The 18,426-nt window shown below is 50.3% G+C and carries 22 protein-coding genes and 1 pseudogene; 11 read left to right on the top strand and 12 right to left on the bottom strand.

Annotation, left to right across the window (positions count from 1 at the left end):
- The first annotated feature begins 28 nt into the window (after nucleotides 1-28).
- Complete coding sequence (uvrB, locus tag Q9J80_RS07390; RefSeq protein ID WP_407075237.1) at nucleotides 29-2,101, top strand: excinuclease ABC subunit UvrB; 2,073 nt, start codon at nucleotides 29-31, stop codon at nucleotides 2,099-2,101.
- A gap of 57 nt (nucleotides 2,102-2,158) precedes the next feature.
- Here uvrB and Q9J80_RS07385 read toward each other — a convergent pair whose 3' ends face one another.
- Together Q9J80_RS07385 and Q9J80_RS07380 are read right to left on the bottom strand one after the other, a co-directional pair.
- Nucleotides 2,159-2,635, bottom strand: coding sequence for a hypothetical protein (locus tag Q9J80_RS07385; protein WP_301673207.1), 477 nt, complete (start codon nucleotides 2,633-2,635; stop codon nucleotides 2,159-2,161).
- Between the two features lie 261 nt (nucleotides 2,636-2,896).
- Complete coding sequence (locus Q9J80_RS07380; RefSeq protein ID WP_301673208.1) at nucleotides 2,897-3,361, bottom strand: hypothetical protein; 465 nt, start codon at nucleotides 3,359-3,361, stop codon at nucleotides 2,897-2,899.
- 59 nt (nucleotides 3,362-3,420) lie between these two features.
- Between Q9J80_RS07380 and Q9J80_RS07375 the strand changes: the two are divergent.
- A pseudogene (locus Q9J80_RS07375) lies at nucleotides 3,421-3,659 on the top strand (REP-associated tyrosine transposase); the annotation flags it as partial.
- Nucleotides 3,660-3,733: 74 nt separating this feature from the next.
- Here the strand turns inward: Q9J80_RS07375 and Q9J80_RS07370 are convergent.
- From Q9J80_RS07370 to Q9J80_RS07350, 5 genes are all read right to left on the bottom strand, one after another.
- Nucleotides 3,734-4,081: a hypothetical protein gene (locus tag Q9J80_RS07370; RefSeq protein ID WP_301668922.1), complete on the bottom strand. Its 348-nt coding sequence runs from the start codon at nucleotides 4,079-4,081 to the stop codon at nucleotides 3,734-3,736.
- A 318-nt stretch (nucleotides 4,082-4,399) separates the two neighbouring features.
- A complete protein-coding gene (trmB, locus tag Q9J80_RS07365; RefSeq protein ID WP_304671595.1) occupies nucleotides 4,400-5,116 on the bottom strand; it encodes a tRNA (guanosine(46)-N7)-methyltransferase TrmB in 717 nt (238 codons plus the stop codon).
- Between the two features lie 121 nt (nucleotides 5,117-5,237).
- Nucleotides 5,238-6,641, bottom strand: a complete 1,404-nt coding sequence (locus tag Q9J80_RS07360; protein ID WP_304671594.1) for a tetratricopeptide repeat protein — start codon at nucleotides 6,639-6,641, stop codon at nucleotides 5,238-5,240.
- Between the two features lie 116 nt (nucleotides 6,642-6,757).
- Nucleotides 6,758-8,644, bottom strand: coding sequence for an excinuclease ABC subunit UvrC (gene uvrC / locus Q9J80_RS07355; protein WP_304671593.1), 1,887 nt, complete (start codon nucleotides 8,642-8,644; stop codon nucleotides 6,758-6,760).
- Between the two features lie 54 nt (nucleotides 8,645-8,698).
- Nucleotides 8,699-10,861, bottom strand: a complete 2,163-nt coding sequence (locus tag Q9J80_RS07350; RefSeq protein ID WP_301673251.1) for a heavy metal translocating P-type ATPase — start codon at nucleotides 10,859-10,861, stop codon at nucleotides 8,699-8,701.
- A 138-nt stretch (nucleotides 10,862-10,999) separates the two neighbouring features.
- Between Q9J80_RS07350 and trxB the strand changes: the two genes are divergently transcribed.
- From trxB to Q9J80_RS07320, 6 genes are all read left to right on the top strand, one after another.
- Nucleotides 11,000-11,950, top strand: coding sequence for a thioredoxin-disulfide reductase (trxB, locus tag Q9J80_RS07345; RefSeq protein WP_002239799.1), 951 nt, complete (start codon nucleotides 11,000-11,002; stop codon nucleotides 11,948-11,950).
- A 155-nt stretch (nucleotides 11,951-12,105) separates the two neighbouring features.
- A complete protein-coding gene (rpsF, locus tag Q9J80_RS07340) occupies nucleotides 12,106-12,474 on the top strand; it encodes a 30S ribosomal protein S6 (protein ID WP_002232587.1) in 369 nt (122 codons plus the stop codon).
- A complete protein-coding gene (priB, locus tag Q9J80_RS07335) occupies nucleotides 12,475-12,777 on the top strand; it encodes a primosomal replication protein N (protein ID WP_301673211.1) in 303 nt (100 codons plus the stop codon).
- A gap of 6 nt (nucleotides 12,778-12,783) precedes the next feature.
- On the top strand, nucleotides 12,784-13,014 hold the full coding sequence (gene rpsR, locus Q9J80_RS07330) for a 30S ribosomal protein S18 (protein ID WP_002213306.1): 231 nt from the start codon (nucleotides 12,784-12,786) through the stop codon (nucleotides 13,012-13,014).
- 16 nt (nucleotides 13,015-13,030) lie between these two features.
- Nucleotides 13,031-13,483 carry a 50S ribosomal protein L9 gene (gene rplI, locus Q9J80_RS07325; RefSeq protein WP_301673212.1) on the top strand — a complete coding sequence of 151 codons (453 nt, stop codon included), beginning with the start codon at nucleotides 13,031-13,033 and terminating at the stop codon, nucleotides 13,481-13,483.
- Between the two features lie 14 nt (nucleotides 13,484-13,497).
- Nucleotides 13,498-13,620, top strand: coding sequence for a universal stress protein UspA (locus Q9J80_RS07320; protein WP_239991936.1), 123 nt, complete (start codon nucleotides 13,498-13,500; stop codon nucleotides 13,618-13,620).
- Nucleotides 13,621-14,195: 575 nt separating this feature from the next.
- Here Q9J80_RS07320 and Q9J80_RS07315 read toward each other — a convergent pair.
- Together Q9J80_RS07315 and pssA are read right to left on the bottom strand one after the other, a co-directional pair.
- The gene (locus Q9J80_RS07315; RefSeq protein ID WP_061726629.1) at nucleotides 14,196-15,002 is read right to left on the bottom strand and encodes a sulfite exporter TauE/SafE family protein; all 807 of its coding nucleotides are present in this window, start codon (nucleotides 15,000-15,002) and stop codon (nucleotides 14,196-14,198) included.
- Complete coding sequence (gene pssA / locus Q9J80_RS07310; protein WP_025458074.1) at nucleotides 15,003-15,749, bottom strand: CDP-diacylglycerol--serine O-phosphatidyltransferase; 747 nt, start codon at nucleotides 15,747-15,749, stop codon at nucleotides 15,003-15,005. It abuts the gene before it with no gap.
- 366 nt (nucleotides 15,750-16,115) lie between these two features.
- Between pssA and Q9J80_RS10915 the strand changes: the two genes are divergently transcribed.
- Nucleotides 16,116-16,565, top strand: coding sequence for a hypothetical protein (locus Q9J80_RS10915; protein ID WP_369422234.1), 450 nt, complete (start codon nucleotides 16,116-16,118; stop codon nucleotides 16,563-16,565).
- On the top strand, nucleotides 16,508-16,888 hold the full coding sequence (locus Q9J80_RS07300; protein ID WP_301668909.1) for a hypothetical protein: 381 nt from the start codon (nucleotides 16,508-16,510) through the stop codon (nucleotides 16,886-16,888). The genes Q9J80_RS10915 and Q9J80_RS07300 overlap by 58 nt, the downstream gene beginning before the upstream one ends.
- Nucleotides 16,889-16,998: 110 nt before the next feature.
- Here Q9J80_RS07300 and Q9J80_RS07295 read toward each other — a convergent pair whose 3' ends face one another.
- Genes Q9J80_RS07295 through Q9J80_RS07285 form a run of 3 tightly spaced genes read right to left on the bottom strand, consistent with a single transcriptional unit; the run spans nucleotide 16,999 to nucleotide 17,567 of the window.
- Entirely contained in the window at nucleotides 16,999-17,226 is a 228-nt protein-coding gene (locus Q9J80_RS07295) for a hypothetical protein (protein ID WP_304671592.1), read from the bottom strand.
- Nucleotides 17,217-17,414, bottom strand: coding sequence for a hypothetical protein (locus Q9J80_RS07290; RefSeq protein WP_301668907.1), 198 nt, complete (start codon nucleotides 17,412-17,414; stop codon nucleotides 17,217-17,219). Before Q9J80_RS07290 ends, Q9J80_RS07295 begins: the two co-directional genes overlap by 10 nt.
- Nucleotides 17,415-17,429: 15 nt before the next feature.
- Nucleotides 17,430-17,567, bottom strand: coding sequence for a cupin domain-containing protein (locus Q9J80_RS07285; protein ID WP_301673214.1), 138 nt, complete (start codon nucleotides 17,565-17,567; stop codon nucleotides 17,430-17,432).
- Between the two features lie 327 nt (nucleotides 17,568-17,894).
- Between Q9J80_RS07285 and Q9J80_RS07280 the strand changes: the two genes are divergently transcribed.
- Entirely contained in the window at nucleotides 17,895-18,377 is a 483-nt protein-coding gene (locus Q9J80_RS07280; protein WP_301673252.1) for a DUF4189 domain-containing protein, read from the top strand.
- Nucleotides 18,378-18,426 lie beyond the last annotated feature (49 nt).

Raw genomic sequence — 18,426 nt, 5'->3', positions numbered from 1 at the left:
CATGCCGTCTGAAAGACGTTTCTGACCCATCCCTACTACACGCTTTGTCCGCAAACGCATCACAGGCAAGATTATGGAAGTTATCCGATACCCCGATTCCCCCTTCAAACTCCACCAACCCTTCCCGCCCGCCGGCGACCAGCCCACCGCCATTGCCGGCCTGCTCGAAGGGCTTTCAGACGGCCTTGCCTATCAAACCCTGCTCGGAGTAACCGGTTCGGGCAAAACCTACACCATGGCGAACGTCATCGCGCAAAGCGGCCGCCCCGCCATCATCATGGCGCACAACAAAACCCTTGCCGCCCAGCTTTATGCCGAAATGCGCGAGTTTTTCCCCGAAAACGCGGTGGAATATTTCGTCTCCTACTACGACTATTACCAGCCCGAAGCCTATGTGCCCAGCCGCGATTTGTTCATCGAAAAAGACAGCGCGATCAACGAACACATCGAGCAGATGCGCCTTTCCGCCACCAAAAACCTAATGACGCGCGACGACGTGATTATCGTCGCCACCGTGTCCGCCATTTACGGTATCGGCGACCCGACCGAGTATCAACAAATGGTATTGTCCGTCAAAGAAGGCGACACCATCGAGCAGCGCGACATCATCACCACGCTCGTTTCCATGCAGTACGAACGCGGTGATTTGGACTTCAAACGCGGCAGCTTCCGCGTGCGCGGCGACGTGATTGACGTGTACCCCGCCGAAAGCTCCGAAAACGCCTTGCGCATCAGCCTGTTTGACGACGAAATCGACCGCCTCGATATGTTCGACCCGCTTTCCGGCAGCCTTATCCAGCGCGTCGGCCGCTACACCGTCTTCCCGTCCAGCCACTACGTTACCCCGCGCGACACCGTATTGCGCGCCTGCGAGTCCATCAAAGAAGAGCTACGCGAACGCATCGAATTTTTCGCCCGCGAACAACGCCCCGTTGAGCAACAACGCATTGAACAGCGCACACGATTCGACCTCGAAATGCTCTACGAAATGGGCTTCTGCAAAGGCATCGAAAACTACTCCCGCCATTTCTCCGGCAAAAAAGAAGGCGAACCGCCGCCCACGCTGATGGACTACCTGCCCGACAACGCCATCATGTTCATCGACGAAAGCCACGTTACCGTCACCCAAATCGGCGGCATGTACAAAGGCGACGCATCGCGCAAGCAAAACCTCGTCGATTACGGCTTCCGTCTGCCTTCCGCCCGCGACAACCGCCCGCTCAAATTCCACGAATTTGAAAAAGTCATGCCGCAAACCATCTTTGTGTCCGCCACCCCCGCCAAATACGAAGAAGAACACGCCGGACAAGTGGTCGAACAAGTCGTCCGTCCCACAGGGCTGGTCGACCCCCAAATCATCATCCGCCCCGTCGCCACCCAAGTTGATGACTTAATGAGCGAAATCAACGACCGTATCCAAAAAGGCGAACGCGTCCTCGTTACCACCCTTACCAAACGCATGGCAGAGCAACTCACCGACTATTACAGCGAACTCGGCATCAAAGTGCGCTACCTGCACAGTGACATTGATACTGTAGAGCGCGTTGAAATTATTAGAGATTTGCGGCTCGGACTGTTTGACGTACTCGTCGGCATCAACCTCTTGCGCGAAGGCCTCGACATCCCCGAAGTCTCCCTCGTCGCAATCCTCGACGCCGACAAAGAAGGCTTCCTGCGCTCCCACCGCAGCCTGATTCAAACCATAGGCCGCGCCGCACGCAACGTGAACGGCGTCGCCATCCTGTACGCCGACAAAATCACCGACTCCATGAAAGCCGCCATCGACGAAACCGAACGCCGCCGCGAAAAACAGATTAAATTCAACGAAGAACACGGCATCGTGCCGCAACAGATTAAAAAACAAGTCAAAGACATCATCGACGGCGTGTACCACGAAGAAGACGGCGGAAAAGGCTGTCTGAAAGGCAAAAACAAGGTCAAAGTCGGCGAGATTCACAACGAAGAAGATGCGGTTAAAGAAATCGCCAAACTGGAAAAAGCCATGCAGCAGGCGGCTAGGGATTTGCAGTTTGAAGAGGCGGCTGTGTTGCGGGATAGGATACGGGGGATTAAGGAGAATTTGTTGTTTGGGGCGAAGTGAGAAAAATGCCGTCTGAAGCAAGCGTAGGTCGGATTCAAGAATCCGACCTACTAAATTTCATTTAAAAAAATCAGGATTTTCAAATAACTTGTAAATAAAACTCTCTATTGAGTCAGCTAACGGATTTTCCATATCCCATATCCAATAGACAGGTTGTTTAGGCTTATCTAAATTTCTCCTATCAAAACAAATAAAATATTCACTAAATCTTTCGAAAAATGGTACTTGATATGGCTCAATAACAAAATCAGAAGAAACTTGTTCTGACTCCCCAATCAATATATCTAAAATGGATAAAGGATCCATAATTCGATTATCGGACTCTGAGCGAATACTTCCACTTTCATTTACAGTAAGAAAACCATAACCAATTTCTTTCCAAAAGCAGAATGAATCATATGGGATTTGGATATGCTTTTCTAACTCTATAAAATCACTATCTGGTAATTTAAAAAATAGATTTTTCTCTTGGCATAATGAATATTCATCGAAATTATTCACAATAATAGAAGAATTTTTTATTTGTTCAAACATATTATCTATCCAAATGTTTTTGAAGATTTCTTAATGCTCCATCTGCTCGATGAATGCCGCCTTGATGCTGTTCAGCAAGCAACTCTAAGTCGGATACTTGTATCCGACAAAACCTTTAACATTCCCGTCGTTGCAATCCATTGCAGCAACGCCCAAAATGTCGGATTCGAGAATCGAACCTATGGAAAACTAAAGATTTCATATGGGCTATAGCTTGCTTCTTAATCGTCTCTGAAGAAATTTTGAGCCTACCTACGTAATTTATTTATTATCTAATATTTTTATAGGTATTAATGGATTATTTTCTTCCCATGGAACTTCATAATCTGAAAAAATAGATTCTAGTGCTAGAATGAACGAATGATTAAGCTCAAATGGCAAATCTTCGCATTCGAATAGTTCGGGAATATAAAATTTAACTAAATCCAAACCTTTTTTTGTTAATGTAATTTCCCCAGAATACCATAATTCATTATTTTCCATACCAAAAGGATTTTGTTTTGCAAATTCCTGGCAAAACAGGAATATCTCTTGTTTTTTATCAAATGTAAAAGGCCATAAAATAGCCAATTCACATACTAATAGCCGATATATAAATTCAACTGCAAATTGCCATTGCCATGTTTGCGGTTCGCGCCCTAGTGGTGCAAAAGATATCGGAGTAAGATCATCGAAGGCCAAATATTCAAATCCGCATTGTATTTCTTCTGCTGTTTCTTTATTCATAGTAAAACCTTATTTAGCTGGGAATTTAAATTTTAAACTTGTAGGCTTTCCTTTTTTACCAATATTTAATCGGCGGCAATCTCAGGCTTTGGCAAAACGCTTTGGGGAACATACTATCCGCGATGAGGCCAATTTTGCCTGCCATTTTGATTATCTGTATTTCAATCCGGTCAGACATGGCTATGTAGGGCAAATTTCCGATTGGCGGTTTTCTACGTTTCACCGTTATGTCAAACAGGGTATTTATCCGCATAATTGGGGTGGCGGCAATGCGGACTTTTCTATTGAATACGATTAAAGTAATGTCGGATTCGAGAATCCGACCTACGGAAAACTAAAGATTTTATGCGGGCTACGGCTTGCTTGTTGTATTTAATCATATTTATTTGAATTGAATTCTTTTATTTTATTGTGAGATGAAAATAGTATTTTCGATGAGAAACCCATGACTAAAATAGTATAGTCTTTATCATTCTTTATGAAGTAACAATTACCATATCCTGCAATATTTTTATCCCAAAAATCACAATATGATTCAGTGGTAAAATCAGTTTTAGTTGATATAAAATCAAAATTATTTGGATAAGATCCATATTGCTGGTAATATTTATCTATATTTCCTACCAAGAAATCAATCCTTTTTTCTAACATTTTGAGATTAATTTGTAATAATAAAATGTATAAAACTATACTAGTTATTATTATTTTTAAATAAGTCATTTTATTTTCCAGTAAATAGAGGTTTAGTTGTTTTGTTAACTATGCCTGAATATACATCTAAGTCTTCTTTTGGTAACGATGAATAATTAGCAAGCGGTAGCCTGCATCTCCGCCAACCGCGTGCCACTACCTGCGGGCGGCACAAACTTTAAAACCGATGTGCATAAAACCTACAAGGATGCGTGCGGTACACACGCGTTTTGCCGTTCAAACTATTGTTTTAAACTTTGTATCGAAACATTACTTGCTGCTTTATCTTAAAAAATGCCGTCTGTAAGCAAACATGCTTCAGACGGCATTTTTTCAAACGGCGGTTTGTTATCTGATCCGTTTGAATACCAAGTCCCAAACGCCGTGTCCGAGGCGTTTGCCGCGCGCTTCGAATTTGGTTTCGGGGCGGTAGTCCGGGGTGGGGGCGTAGTCTGCCGCCGTATTTTGCAGGCTGTCGAAGCTGCTGAGGACTTCAAGCATCTGCTGTGCATATTCTTCCCAGTCTGTCGCCAGGTGGATATAGCCGCCGGTTTTGAGTTTGGGCAGCAGTTTGGCGATGAAAGGGACTTGTATCAGGCGGCGTTTGTGGTGGCGTTTTTTGTGCCAGGGGTCGGGGAAGAATATGTGGATGCCGTCGAGCGAGCCGTCTTGCAGCATATTTTCGACAACTTCTACGGCATCGTGCCGCATCACGCGGATGTTTTCTAAATGGTTTTCGTTGATGAGTTTGAGCAGGTTGCCTACGCCGGGACCGTGTACGTCGATGGCAAGAAAGTCAGTTTCGGGCAGCCTGCGGGCGATTTCTGCGGTTGCCGTCCCCATACCGAAGCCTATTTCGAGGATTTTGGGTCGGCTGCTTCCGAAACGGGCATTAAGATCGGCCGGTGTTGCTTGGTAGCCGATGCCGAAGCTGTCCCATAAGGTATCGATGGCGCGTTGCTGCGCGGCGGTCATATGGCTTTGGCGGAGGACGAAGCTGCGGATGCTGCGGGGGTGTCCGGCTTGATGGTCGTTTGGTGTTTGGTTTTCGGCGGTGTCTGTCATAATGCTTCCGTGCGCTTGTGCAATCAGGATGCCGTCTGAATGTGAAATGCCTGTTCGGACGGCGGGAAGGGAAAGGGGCGATTATACCTGTTTCGTTTCGGCAGGGTAGGTGTAACGGTGTTCAGACGGCATTTTGCCATTGTTGCAGCAGTTCTTGCAGAACGCTTTTTTGCCTGTATCCGTTGTTTATGGCTTCTTGCAGGTAGCGGCAGGCTTTTTCTTTGTCCGGCTCGACGCCGTGTCCGCTGTAATGGATGCAGGCGAGGTTGTAGAACGCCATACTGTCTTTTTGCGCGGCAGCTTGTTCAAACCATTTGCGGGCTTTGCCGTAGTCGGCGGCTATGCCCTGTCCGAAGTAATACATACTGCCCAGATTGGTTTGGGCTTTGCTGTGTCCGAGCTCTGCGGCTTCTGTGTAGAGTTTGAGCGCGGCTGCGTATTCGGGCGCGCATTGTAATCCGTAATGAAGGGCTTGGGCTTTTTGATAAAGCTGCTCTGCCCTTTGGCATTTGATGGCGGAATCTTTGATGCTGCCATATTGCTCGGGATGGTTTAACGCGCTGTCGGACATGAGTTTCTGATGCGCGGCAAGGCTGCCTGCTTCGGCTGCCTGCCGGTAATAATGCAGGGCTTTTTCTTTATTGGAAGCGATGCCCAGACCGTAGCGGTAGATGTCGCCCAGTATCCGCAAACCTTCGGGATGACGTTCGGCTGCGGCTGCTTCGGCATGACGTAGGGCATGTTTGTGGTTTCTTTCCAGATGCTTGCCTTGTAGGTAGATGTCGGCCAGTGCGGCATGGGCATCGGGGTCATTTTCCTGTGCCGCCTGTTGGAACCGGTAAACGGCTTCATCGGGAGCCGTAGGTAGGATGAGTTCGGCAAGCGGGGTGTAGGCGGGAATGTATCCTTGTTGCGCGGCGGCGCGCAAATGATTGACGGCCTGTGCCGTGTCGACTTTCGTCCCTTGCCCGAAACGATATTGCAGCCCGAGCTGCCAATGTGCCTCCGGCAAGCCTTGTGCCGCCGCTTTTCGGTAGAGCAGGTGCTCCGTTTCAAAATCCGGCGGTGTGCCGTACCGGCAGTATTGGGCAAGCAGGTATTGCCCGTGGGGGTTGTTGTTTTTTGCGCTTGTTTTTGCCCATTTCAGGGCTTCTTCAAAATGCAGGGACGCATACAGCAGGTACATCAGGCGGACTTGTGCTTCAGGCAGCCCTTCCTCTGCTAATGGCCTGTAAAGCGATATCAAGGTTTCCGGGCGCACGCCTTCCAATTCTTGGATATATGCTAGATTGTAACGCGCGTAGGGATGTCCCTGTTCGGCGGCGATGCGGAGCATTTCCATACCTTGTTCGCGGTCTTGGTAGGGGCTGTCCGCGTTCATCAGGTGTTTTGCCAACTCGAATGCGGCGGCGGGATGACCTGCCGAGGCCGCTTCTGTCAGCAGTCGGCGGACTTCGGTAAAGTTATATTGTTCTTGAGACAGGCGTTCCAAGGCCTGCCGATAGGGTAAGTCGGGATTGTTCATGTCAGATCGTTTTCCGTTTTGTCGAATCATCGTTATGTGTTATGAAGTTAGGTTTATATCGGCACGCCGGCCTGCTGTATCATATTTTTACAGGCGGTTTTTGCTTTGGCGGCATACTAATGCAGATGATTATAAATGGTTTCCGCCAATGCCTTGCTGATGCCTTCTACTTTTTCCAAGTCCTCGCGGCTGGCGGCAATCACGCCCCGCAGACCGCCGAAGCGGGTAAGCAGGGCTTGGCGGCGTTTGCTGCCTACGCCGGGAATGTCGCCGAGGGACGAGGTAACGCGTGCTTTGTCGCGTTTTTTGCGGTGGCCTGTAATGGCAAAGCGGTGTGATTCGTCGCGCACGGTTTGCAGAAGGTGCAGGGCGGGGCTGTGCGGGGGCAGGCGGAAGACTTCGCCGGTAAAAGGCAGTATGAGTTCTTCCATACCGGCTTTGCGCTCGGGGCCTTTGGCGATACCGACCAAAGGAATGTGCAGCCCGAGTTCTTCCCATACGGACACGGCGATGCCGATTTGCCCTTTGCCGCCGTCAATCAACACGACATCCGGCCATTTGACGCTTTCGCCGTTGGCTTCGGCTTCCTGCATTTTGCCGTAACGGCGCATCAATACTTCGCGCATGGCGGCGTAGTCGTCGCCGGGTTTGGCGGTCGTGATGTTGTAGCGGCGGTATTGCGAAGGCTGGATGTTTTGCTCATCGTACACAACGCAGGAGGCGATGGTGGCTTCGCCTTGGGTGTGGCTGATGTCAAAGCATTCGAGGCGGTTGAGGTCGTCTGAATTCATGTTCAGGATTTTTGCCAACTCGTCGATGCGGTTTTGCTGGCTGCTTTGTTGCAGGCGGCGTTGGGCAATCGCCATTTGTGCGTTTTGTTCCGCCATTTTCAGCCAGACTTTGCGTTCGCCTATGGTTTTGGTTACGAACTGCATTTGTTTGCCGTGTTCTCCTTCCAAAGCCTCTTTCAACGCATCGGGAACGGGAAAGTTGCTGATGATGATGTCGGGTTTGCTTTTGCCCAGATAGTGTTGGGCGACGAAGGCTTCGGCGTAGTCTTGCCCGTTTGGTTCGGGATCGTTTTTGGTGTCGGGGAAGAAACTTTTGTCTCCGACGTGCCGCCCACCGCGTATGCTGACCCAGTGTACGCAGACGATGCCGTCTGAAACCGCCAGCGCGAGCAAATCGATGTCGTTGGGGTTGTTCGGGTTCTTGCTGTCGATGAACTGGTTGCTCTGCATGATGCCGAGTGCTTGGATTTGATCGCGGTAACGGGCGGCTTCTTCAAATTGCAGATTCGCGGCGGCGGCCTGCATTTTGTGTTGCAGGGTTCGGGTTAGTTCGTCGGTTTTGCCGTTGAGGAAGGTGGCGGCTTGGCGCACGCTGTCGCGGTAGTCTTCTTCGCTGATGTGTCCGACACAGGGCGCGGTGCAGCGTTTGATTTGATACAGCAGGCAAGGGCGGTCGCGATGCTCGAATACGCTGTCTTCGCAGGTGCGCAGCATGAAGACTTTTTGCAACACCTGAATGCTGTCGCGCACGGCGTTACTGTTGGGATACGGGCCGAAGTATTGGTTGGGCTTTTTCAGCGCGCCCCGGTAATACGCCATTTGCGGATATTGATGGCCGCTGAGCATCAGATAAGGATAGCTTTTGTCGTCGCGGAAAAGGATATTGTATTTGGGCGACAAGGCTTTGATGAAGTTGTTTTCGAGAATCAGGGCTTCGGCTTCGGAACGCGTGATGGTGGTTTCAATGTGGCGAACCTGTTTCACCATCAATGCGATGCGCGGCGAATGGTCGTTTTTTTGGAAATAGCCGGACACGCGCCGCTTGAGGTTGACCGCTTTGCCGACGTATAAGACTTTGCCGCCTTCGTCAAAAAAACGGTACACGCCCGGCAGCTTGGGCAGGTTTTTGAGAAAGAGCGGGATGTCGAATTGTTCCGGAGAACGGTTTTCTGTATTCATATCAATCATTTGAAAAACGGCTTCAGACGGCATATCGGCAGCGGCAGCCTTATCCGTTCGGAAAAGCTGTCGGGTGGTTATATGCGGTCAATCAATTTTTACCCGTTTCAGGCGCAGGGCATTGCCCAATACCGAAACCGAGCTTGCCGCCATTGCCGCGCCTGCGATGACGGGGTTTAAAAAACCGAGCGCGGCGAGCGGAATGCCCAAGATATTGTAGAAGAAGGCGAAAAACAGGTTTTGCTTGATGTTTTTCAACGTTGCCTGCGATACCAGCAGGGCATCGGCGAGCTGGTTGACCGAATGCTGCATCAGCGTGGCGGACGCGGTGTGTTCGGCAACGTCCGCACCGCCTTTCATCGCAAAGCTGACGTTGGCGGCGGCGAGCGCGGGCGCGTCGTTGATGCCGTCGCCGACCATTGCCACGGTTTTGCCGGCAGCTTTGAGTTTCTGCACTTCGGCGGCCTTGTCGCGCGGACTCATGTTGCCGAAGGCATGTGCGATGCCCAGCTGTTTGGCGACGTATTCGACCGTGCCTTGGTTGTCGCCGCTCATAATATAGACATCGATATTGTGTTTTTTCAGACGGCCTACGGCTTCGGCGGTATCGGCTTTCAACGCGTCGGCAAGTGCGAATGCACCGATAGGTTTGTTATCGACCGAGACTGCAACAATGCTTGCAATGTCCCAAATGCCGTCTGAAAACTCGGGCAAGGTCAGTTCGGCAAATTCGGCTTTGCCCGCTTTCACCAATCCCGCACCTTCCACTTCGGCAGTAATGCCTGCGCCGACAACGGTTTGGGCGTTTTGTGCGGTGGGAATCTCCAAGCTGCGCGTTTGGGCGGCGGAAACGATGGCTCGGGCAAGCGGATGGGCGGCGTTTTGTTCGACAGCGGCGGCAATGCGGTACAAAGCGTCTTCGTCAAAGCCGCTGTCGGGAACACAATAAACGGCGGCAACCTGCGGCCTGCCTTCGGTCAGCGTACCGGTTTTGTCCAACACGACGGCATCGACGTGGGCGGCTTCTTCCATCGCCGCCGCGTCTTTAAACCAAATGCCGTGTTTCACCGCTTTGCCCATGCCGACCATAATCGCGGCGGGCGTTGCCAGACCGAGCGCGCACGGGCAGGCAATCACCAAAACGGCAACGGCGTGCATCAATGCGAGCGTCCAATCGCCCTTAATCAGCCAAGTAGCGATAAAAGTCAAAAGCGCGATGCCCACAACGGCAGGCACGAACACTGCCGCCGCCTTGTCCGCCACGCGCGCAATCGGTGCTTTACTGCCTTGCGCTTCAGAGAGCGCGTTCATCATGTCGCCGAGCAGGGTTTGGCTGCCGAGCTGCGTGGCGCGGTACACCACGCTGCCTTCGGTCATCAGTGCGCCCGCCAACACTTTGCCGCCTGCCTTTTTCTCTTCGGGATTGGATTCGCCGGTGAGGTGGCTCTCGTCCGCCCAGCCGCTGCCGCTTTCGATGATGCCGTCGGCGGCAATGCGTTCGCCGTGATTGGCGCGGATTAGGTCGCCGATTTGCACTTGGTCGATGGGCAGTTGTTTCCATTCGCCATCGCGTTGCACGGTGACTTGGGTAGGCGTGAGTTTGAGCAGCAAGCCCAAGCTGTTCAGGCTGGATTTTTTGGTGCGGTGTTCCAAAAATTTGCCCAGCGACACAAAACCGATCACCATCACGCCTACTTCAAAATACACATGCGCCATACCGTGCGCCGCGTGCGGGCTGAAAAACAGCATATAGACGGAATACAGGTAAATCGAGACCGTGCCGATGGTAACGAGCACGTCCATATTCGCCAGTCCGCCCTTAATGCTCGCCCACGCGCTTTTGTAAAACGGCACCGCCAGCCAAAGTTGCACCACGCTTGCCAATGCGAACTGCCACAACGGCGGAATCATCCAATCGTGTCTGCCGATCATCATCCCCGTCATACCGATAAGGAAGGGGATATTGATGACCAGCAAAAGCCACAACCTCCAGCCGATATGGTGTTCTGCTTCAGCTTGCGGCAATGTATCTTCCGTTTTTTCCTTCGCGCCGTAACCGGTTTTCTCAATGATTTTGGCAATGTCGGCTGCGGAGGTTTTGCTGTCGTCAAACGTAACCTGCGCTTCCTCGCTGGCGAAGTTCACTCCCGCCGATTTGACAAAGTCTTTTTTGTTCAACACTTTTTCAATACGTGAAGCACATGCCTGACAGGTCATGCCTTCGATTTGGAAACGGATTTTTTGTTGCATAAGTTTGATTCCTGCTTTGATGTTCAGACGGCGGTCAAGGCTGCGGGATGCCGTCTGAACGCCGGTATGGTCGAAATTTCTCAAACGCGCCGATAATTCGAGTAGAATCCGAAAACTTGACACAGCAAAGGAAAAACGATGTCCCAACACCGCAAACTGATTATTTTGGGTTCCGGCCCCGCCGGATACACCGCCGCCGTCTATGCCGCGCGCGCCAATTTAAACCCCGTCATTATTACAGGTATCGCGCAAGGCGGGCAACTGATGACCACTACCGAAGTGGACAACTGGCCTGCCGATGCTGACGGCGTGCAAGGGCCGGAATTGATGGCGAGGTTTCTCGCCCACGCCGAACGTTTCGGAACAGAAATCATTTTTGACCAAATCAACGCCGTCGATTTGCAAAAACGCCCGTTCACACTCAAAGGCGATATGGGCGAGTACACTTGCGACGCACTGATTGTCGCAACAGGCGCGTCCGCCAAATACATTGGTTTGCCGAGTGAGGAAGCGTTTGCAGGGAAAGGCGTTTCCGCCTGCGCCACCTGCGACGGTTTCTTCTACAAAAACCAAGATGTTGCCGTAGTCGGCGGCGGCAATACGGCAGTTGAGGAGGCACTCTACCTTGCCAATATCGCCAAAACCGTTACGTTGATTCACCGCCGCAGCGAGTTCCGTGCCGAAAAAATCATGATTGACAAACTGATGAAACGCGTGGAAGAGGGCAAAATCATCCTCAAGCTGGAAAGCAATCTGCAAGAAGTACTGGGCGACGATCGGGGCGTAAACGGCGCATTATTAAAAAACAACGACGGTTCTGAGCAACAAATTGCCGTCAGCGGCATCTTTATCGCCATCGGGCACAAGCCGAATACCGATATTTTCAAAGGGCAGTTGGAAATGGACGAAGCCGGCTACCTGAAAACAAAAGGTGGTACGGCGGACAATGTCGGTGCAACCAATATCGAAGGCGTATGGGCGGCGGGCGACGTAAAAGACCATACCTACCGTCAGGCAATTACCAGCGCGGCTTCCGGCTGTCAGGCGGCTTTGGACGCGGAACGCTGGTTGGGCAGCCAAAACATTTGAATGCCGTCTGAAACCGAAATTTTCGGCGGAATGCAAGTTTTTCGCACCAAATCCTTGATTCTGTCGGCAAACCCCAATATAATGCCCGTTCTTTGAACCTTGCCTTCTGCTTTCGCATGGCAGAAGGCTGTTTTTACCATCCATAAGGAGATAACATGCGTCATTACGAGATCGTGTTTATCGTTCATCCTGATCAAAGCGAGCAAGTGCCCGCTATGGTTGAGCGTTACAAAACCATGATTACCGAGGCAAACGGTAAGATTCACCGTCTGGAAGATTGGGGTCGCCGCCAACTGGCTTACCCGATTAACAAGATCCATAAAGCACATTATGTTTTGATGAACATCGAAACCACTCCTGAAGTTGTTGAGGAGTTGGAAACCGCGTTCCGTTTCAATGATGCGGTATTGCGTCATCTGACCATCAAAACCAAACACGCCGTTACCGAAGCATCCCCTATGTTGGGTGGTGAAAAGGCTAAGAACCTGCTGAGCGGTGCGTCTGAAGAAGCGGCTGCCCAATAATTGGGATTCGATAATCTTGTTTCGCTTGCCGCGTTGATTGAAAAGGCTTTCCCTATTCGATATACGCCTGCCGGAATCTCTGTCTTAGATATTATTTTAAAGCATGAATCATGGCAGAAAGAAAATGGACAGCAATGTCTTGTCCAATTGGAAATTCCGGCACGGATTTTAGGCAGGCAGGCGGAAGAGTGGCAGTATCGGCAAGGTGTATATGTTAACGTCGAAGGTTTTTTAGCTCAAAAAAGCAGACGTTCCCTGATGCCGATGCTCAGAATACAAAATATTAAAGAATATAAAGGTTAAACGACAATGGCTCGTCAATCATTCAAACGTAGAAAATTCTGCCGTTTTACGGCTGAAAAAATCCAAGAAGTCGATTACAAACAAGTTGATTTGCTGAAAGACTTTATCTCTGAAAACGGTAAAATCATTCCTGCCCGCATTACAGGAACGAAGGCATTCTACCAACGCCAATTGGCTGTTGCCGTAAAACGCGCGCGCTTCCTGGCTCTGCTGCCTTACACCGACCAACACAAATAATTTTGGAGATTGAATCATGCAAATTATTCTGTTAGAAAAAATCGGCGGTCTGGGCAACTTGGGCGACATCGTAACCGTTAAAAACGGTTATGCCCGCAACTTCTTGATTCCTGCCGGTAAGGCAAAACGTGCTACTGAAGCAAACATGAAAGAGTTTGAAGCACGCCGCGCAGAACTGGAAGCTAAACAGGCTGAAATTTTGGCAGATGCCCAAGCCCGTCAGGAAAAATTGGATGGCCAAACCATTACCGTTGCCCAAAAAGCAGGTGTGGACGGTCGTCTGTTTGGTTCCGTTACCAATGCTGACATTGCAGCTGCAATCGTTGCTGCCGGTATCGAAGCTGTGAAAGCAAATGTACGCCTGCCAAACGGTCCTCTGAAAGCCGTTGGCGAGTACGAAGTGGAAGTGGCTTTGCACACTGATGCCGTTGCTAAAATTACCGTTGCCGTCGTTGCTGCAGCTGAGTAATTGAAATTATCAGAATGCCGTCTGAAACCCTGCCGATTATCGGAATGTGGTTTCAGACGGCATTTGTTTTGTTTTCCGTATGTTCTGCAAAAATCGGGACGGTTGTTTTTATTTGCCTGAGGTCTTTGCAGAAATAGTTTGTTAACGAAATTTGACGCATAAAATGCGCTAAAAAATATTCAATTGACAAAAACTTTTCTGATTTTGAGAAATCTATGAAAATCAGGGAATTATTTATTTTGAAAATGGTATCGGGCATAAAGTTTGGCTGTATTTCAATATGCTGCTGATAAGCATACTTCGTTCCGGAATATTCAATAGGATAACTTCCTGACTGATCGAAAAACCATGGTTTTTTTCCCTTGCAAACAGTTGAAATCAACGGATTGTCAAAATACATCCTAAAAATTTAATAACTTATATGATTGTAAAGGTTGCGGCTTGTATGCCGGTCATTATGGCGGAAATACCGTTTGGGAGACAGCCGCATCGCGTGGAGTCGGTACGGCAGACGATGTGCCGATGCCTTCGGGCGTTAAGGCGGGGTAATCGGCAGTTTGGAAAAAGGCAATGGAATCTGTGGGTAGAAGAAGTTAAGGGGAAAAGTCGGGCGTACGGTCAGGTTGTCTGTCCTCTTGTCGGAACAGGAGGCAGGGCAGCTTTATTCTGATTAATTGCTTGTGTAAACGGTAAAAAGGTTTTTTCGTGTGTTTTAAAGCAGGTTGTACAGCATTTTTCCGGCAATCAAAAGCAACATAATGCCGAAGGATTTTTTGAGTTTGGCAGAAGAAAGTTTGTGGGCGGTTTTGACACCGAGCGGGGCAAAGGCAATGGTTGCCGCGCTGAGGACGGCGACGGCGGGCAGGTAAAGGAAGCCCAGTGACCCTTCGGGTAATCCTGCAATATTCAGGCCGTTGAGCAGATACGATATTGCGCCGGAGAGTGCAATCGGCCAGGCAAGGCCGGATGATGTGCCGATGGCTTTATGGGCGGGGAAGCCGCAGTGGATTAAGAAGGGGACGGAAAGTGAACCGCCGCCTATGCCGACCCAGCTCGACATTGCGCCGAACAGTGTGGAAACCGCAGTCAGTCCGGGCAGCTTGGGTAGCGGGCGGGATGCCGTCTGAGGGCCGGTATGCAGTGTTTTGAATGCGACGGCAGTTAAAAACAGGATGAAGAAAATTTGAAGCCCGAATGCGGGGATATATTTTGCGGAGAGTGCGCCCGCGAATACGCCGAATATCATACCCGGCATCATCGCAAATACGGTTTTCCAGTCGACCGCCTGTTTTTTGTGCTGCCCCAACATACTGGAAAAGGCGGTGAAGACCATGACGGCGAAGGATGTGCCGACGGCGAGGTGTTGCGCGTAAGGATGTTGTGCCAAACCCTGCAAATCAAGTACCCATAAAACGACAGGGACAATCAGCGTGCCGCCGCCTACGCCGAACAGACCGGCAATAAAACCTGCCGCACTGCCTACGGCAAGCAGGATTAAGATAATGTCCCAATGCCACATTTAATCCGCCTTTCTGTATTTTTTCCAGAATCGGCGTGCCGCCATAATGTAGCCGGACAGGCTGTATCCGAGAAAGAACAGGAAGAGGACGAGCGACGGTTCCCAAGTGACCAGAAGCAGCAGTAAGACGGCAAGCAGCATTCCGACAAAGGGGACTTGTCTGCGGATGTTGATTTCTTTAAAACTCCAAAAAGGGATTTGGACAATCATCGACAGGCCGGCAAACAGTGTGATGCCCAATGCCCACCAGTGGACGGCGGGGAACTTTTCGACGCTGTGGTTGACCCAAATCAGCCCGACAATCAGCGCGGCGGCAGTCGGACTGGGCACGCCGATAAACCAGCGTTTGTCCACCTTGCCGATGAGCGTGTTGAACAGGGCGAGGCGCAGGGCGGCGCAGGCGCAGTAGATGAAGGCGACGGAATAACCGATTTTGCCGAATTGCCAAAGTTGCCATTTGTAGGCAATCAGCGCAGGGGCGACACCGAAGCTGACCATGTCGGCAAGGCTGTCGAGCTGCTCCCCGAACGCGCTTTGGCTGTTGGTCAGCCGCGCCACGCGCCCGTCCATACCGTCCAAAAGCATGGAAATGAATACGGCAATAGCGGCGGTTTCATAACGTCCGTGCATGGATTGGGTGATTGCGTAAAACGCGGAAAACAGCGCGGCGATGGTAAAGGAATTGGGCAGCAGGTAGATACTGTTTTGACGCAGGGAGCGTTGCGGGGTGTTTGGCGGGATTTCCATAGCTGAAGTGTCTCACGGACGTGGAGAATTGATGTTCGGATTATAACGCAAACGCTTATCGAACAATACGCCCTGCTGGTTTAAGCCTCTGATAAGATGTTTGCATGAAAGGCGGAAACAGAAGCCACGGGCGGATTTGCCATTGCTATCGGTAATGTCAGCAAGTCCAACTTGATTAGAAGTACGGTATTGGCTCCGAACTCAACCATTGACGATAAATCTGACAGCAGCCTTTTGTTGGGTAATAGTGCGACCATTACAAAAAGTACAAATTCGGTTGCATTCGGTCTGCTCTCTAAAATCGAAAATTCACAAAATGCCGTTGCGTTTGGTCGAAGCACAAATGCAACAAATGCCAACAGAGGGATGGTAATCGGTTCAACGTCGACGGTTTTATCTGAAAACGGCGTTGCAGTAGGTGCGTTCTCCGAAGTAAAAAACTCGGAAAGTGCCGTCGTATTGGGTAAAAGTGCCAATGCAAAAGATGCTAACAATGCGATGGCATTGGGTGCTGGTGCCACTGTTTCGGCTGAAAACGCCGTAGCGGTCGGTAACGGTGCCAATACCAGCGGCAAAAATGCCGCTGCTGTCGGTGCAAGCTCAAGAGCAACCAAAGAAAGCGGTGGCATTGCCATCGGTTTATCCGCCCGTACAAAGGCGATTTTGCTAACGCAATCGGTTACAAATCACGTGCAGGAGGCGAACACGCAAGTGCTTTCGGCACAGGCAGCACCGCTACCGCAGAAGGCGGCTCAGCGTTGGGTTCACATTCCAAAACCTCGGTTGCCGGTAATGTTTGGGGATACGATCTGCTGAAAAGTGCGGCTCAAACCCAAGATGATTTGATCGGCGGCAATAACGTTACTGCTGATGATGCTGCCGTTCAAGAATTGGCAACGTTGAAAGCCGGCAGCAGCGAAGTGGCAACGGAAAACAACTTTAAAACCGTCTTCAACAAGTTTTATGAGTTTAAAGACGGCTTGAAAACCGAATCCGATACAACGGATACCGACAAAACCATCGTTATCCTCGGTAAAGACGACCTGAAAAATAATCCTGATTTTAAAGGGGATAAGGGAGATAAATGCGACGAGGGTGCAGACGGCAAGTCGGCGTTTGAAATTTGGAGAGAACTGTAGGGAAATACCGGCAAAACCGAAGCCGATTTTGCTGCTGCATTGAAGGGTGAAAAAAGGTGATAAGGGCGATAAAGGTGAATCCGGTCAGGACGGTTCACCCGGAAAATCGGTTAAGGTGGCTTCAGACGGCAGAGGCAACATCCGTGTCGAAGAGAAGGCAGATCATATCGAAATTTCGCTGAATCCGAAACTTGGCAATCTTGAGACAGGTTGTGTGTTTCGGGGACGGCCAAAGCGGTTTCCTTATCTGCATGAATGGCGATGTCCCAAACGTTCATTTCCGTAAAGGTTTTGGCTGTTCCTTTTTCTTCCTCGTATTTTCCGGCGATCAGCCGCAAACTTCCTGCACCTTCGGGAATCGCAGCAACGGGAATGGCGGCTTTGGCAAGGTGTAGGTAGCGGGGCGGAGTGTTCTTGTATCGGTGGGCAGATTGACCCCAAGCTGTACCATTTCAAAAAGCCCGCCTGTTTTGTTGAAGCGTTCGGAATGGAATTCTTCATGGATGATGCCGGAATCGGCAGTCATCCATTGCACACCGCCTCAGCCGCTTGAGTCGCGGTGTGCGGCTTCGCCGCGATAGGCGATGGTTACGGTTTTAAAATCTTTGTGGGGGGGGAGACACCTCGGGGGGCGGTTCGGATTGGGTGCAAGTTCATAAGGTACGACATAGTCGAGCATTAAAAACGGATTCGTTCCCCTGTCGTCGCCCATGTGGGAAAACAGAGACCGGACAGGGAAGCCGTCGCCTACCCGGTGTTGCCTGTCGTTACGGTAGGTTTATCTGACATTTTTCATGATGTATTCCTTTTTTAGTGTTATGCCTCTTGAACGCTTTTTCAGACGGCATTTGAAGTGTTATTATGGGGTATACATGGGGCGTGCGGTATGCGGATGCCTGCCGTAAACGGCAATCCGTTTCGGAAGGCTAAACCGGCAAAGCAGGGATGTATTCTGTCTTTTTGTTTATAATGCGACAGAATTTGGACGAACCGTCAGGAGTTTATGATGATAAAAAGGATGGTGGCAGTATCTGTACTCTGCCTGATGACTGCGGCGGCACGGGCTGCCGATACTTACGGCTATCTCGCCGTTTGGCAGAATCCGCAGGATGCAAACGATGTTTTGCAGGTTAAAACCACAAAAGAAGATTCGACGAAAAGCGAAGCGTTTGCCGAGTTGGAGGCCTTTTGCAAAGGTCAAGACACGCTTGCGGGCATTGCCGAAGACGAGCCGACCGGATGCCGCTCTGTCGTATCCTTGAGCAATACCTGTGTTGCGTTGGCATATCCGAAAGCCGAAGGTGCGCTGCGTGCCGACAACGCCGTCGTGATTACCTCGCCACGGTTTACAAGCGTCCATCAGGTCGCACTCAACCAGTGCATCAAAAAATACGGCGTTCAGGGGCAATGTGCTTTGGAAACAGTGTATTGCACGTCTTCTTCTTATTACGGCGGGACTGTGCGCTCTTTGATTCAAAATCTCAAATAAAACGGAAAATGCCGTCTGAAAGATGTTCAGACGGCATTTCCATATCAGC

The sequence above is a fragment of the Neisseria blantyrii genome (genome assembly GCF_962747855.1).
Taxonomy (GTDB): Bacteria; Pseudomonadota; Gammaproteobacteria; order Burkholderiales; family Neisseriaceae; genus Neisseria; species Neisseria viridiae.
Note: the sequence above shows the minus strand (reverse complement) of the source record. Positions and strands in the feature narration are given on the sequence as shown.

Bases quoted from the DNA above. Each gene is read 5' to 3' on its own strand.
- uvrC (WP_304671593.1), bottom strand. From the start codon at position 8,644: ATGCCGTCTGAAGCCGTTTTTCAAATGATTGATATGAATACAGAAAAC.
- Q9J80_RS07290 (WP_301668907.1), bottom strand. From the start codon at position 17,414: ATGACTGCCGATTCCGGCATCATCCATGAAGAATTCCATTCCGAACGC.
- Q9J80_RS07380 (WP_301673208.1), bottom strand. From the start codon at position 3,361: ATGAATAAAGAAACAGCAGAAGAAATACAATGCGGATTTGAATATTTG.
- rpsR (WP_002213306.1), top strand. From the start codon at position 12,784: ATGGCTCGTCAATCATTCAAACGTAGAAAATTCTGCCGTTTTACGGCT.
- Q9J80_RS07315 (WP_061726629.1), bottom strand. From the start codon at position 15,002: ATGTGGCATTGGGACATTATCTTAATCCTGCTTGCCGTAGGCAGTGCG.
- rpsF (WP_002232587.1), top strand. From the start codon at position 12,106: ATGCGTCATTACGAGATCGTGTTTATCGTTCATCCTGATCAAAGCGAG.
- trxB (WP_002239799.1), top strand. From the start codon at position 11,000: ATGTCCCAACACCGCAAACTGATTATTTTGGGTTCCGGCCCCGCCGGA.
- Q9J80_RS07280 (WP_301673252.1), top strand. From the start codon at position 17,895: ATGATAAAAAGGATGGTGGCAGTATCTGTACTCTGCCTGATGACTGCG.
- Q9J80_RS07385 (WP_301673207.1), bottom strand. From the start codon at position 2,635: ATGTTTGAACAAATAAAAAATTCTTCTATTATTGTGAATAATTTCGAT.
- Q9J80_RS07285 (WP_301673214.1), bottom strand. From the start codon at position 17,567: ATGCTCGACTATGTCGTACCTTATGAACTTGCACCCAATCCGAACCGC.
- Q9J80_RS07320 (WP_239991936.1), top strand. From the start codon at position 13,498: ATGCCGTCTGAAACCCTGCCGATTATCGGAATGTGGTTTCAGACGGCA.
- Q9J80_RS07350 (WP_301673251.1), bottom strand. From the start codon at position 10,861: ATGCAACAAAAAATCCGTTTCCAAATCGAAGGCATGACCTGTCAGGCA.
- trmB (WP_304671595.1), bottom strand. From the start codon at position 5,116: ATGACAGACACCGCCGAAAACCAAACACCAAACGACCATCAAGCCGGA.
- rplI (WP_301673212.1), top strand. From the start codon at position 13,031: ATGCAAATTATTCTGTTAGAAAAAATCGGCGGTCTGGGCAACTTGGGC.
- Q9J80_RS07370 (WP_301668922.1), bottom strand. From the start codon at position 4,081: ATGACTTATTTAAAAATAATAATAACTAGTATAGTTTTATACATTTTA.
- Q9J80_RS07360 (WP_304671594.1), bottom strand. From the start codon at position 6,641: ATGAACAATCCCGACTTACCCTATCGGCAGGCCTTGGAACGCCTGTCT.
- Q9J80_RS10915 (WP_369422234.1), top strand. From the start codon at position 16,116: ATGGTAATCGGTTCAACGTCGACGGTTTTATCTGAAAACGGCGTTGCA.
- pssA (WP_025458074.1), bottom strand. From the start codon at position 15,749: ATGGAAATCCCGCCAAACACCCCGCAACGCTCCCTGCGTCAAAACAGT.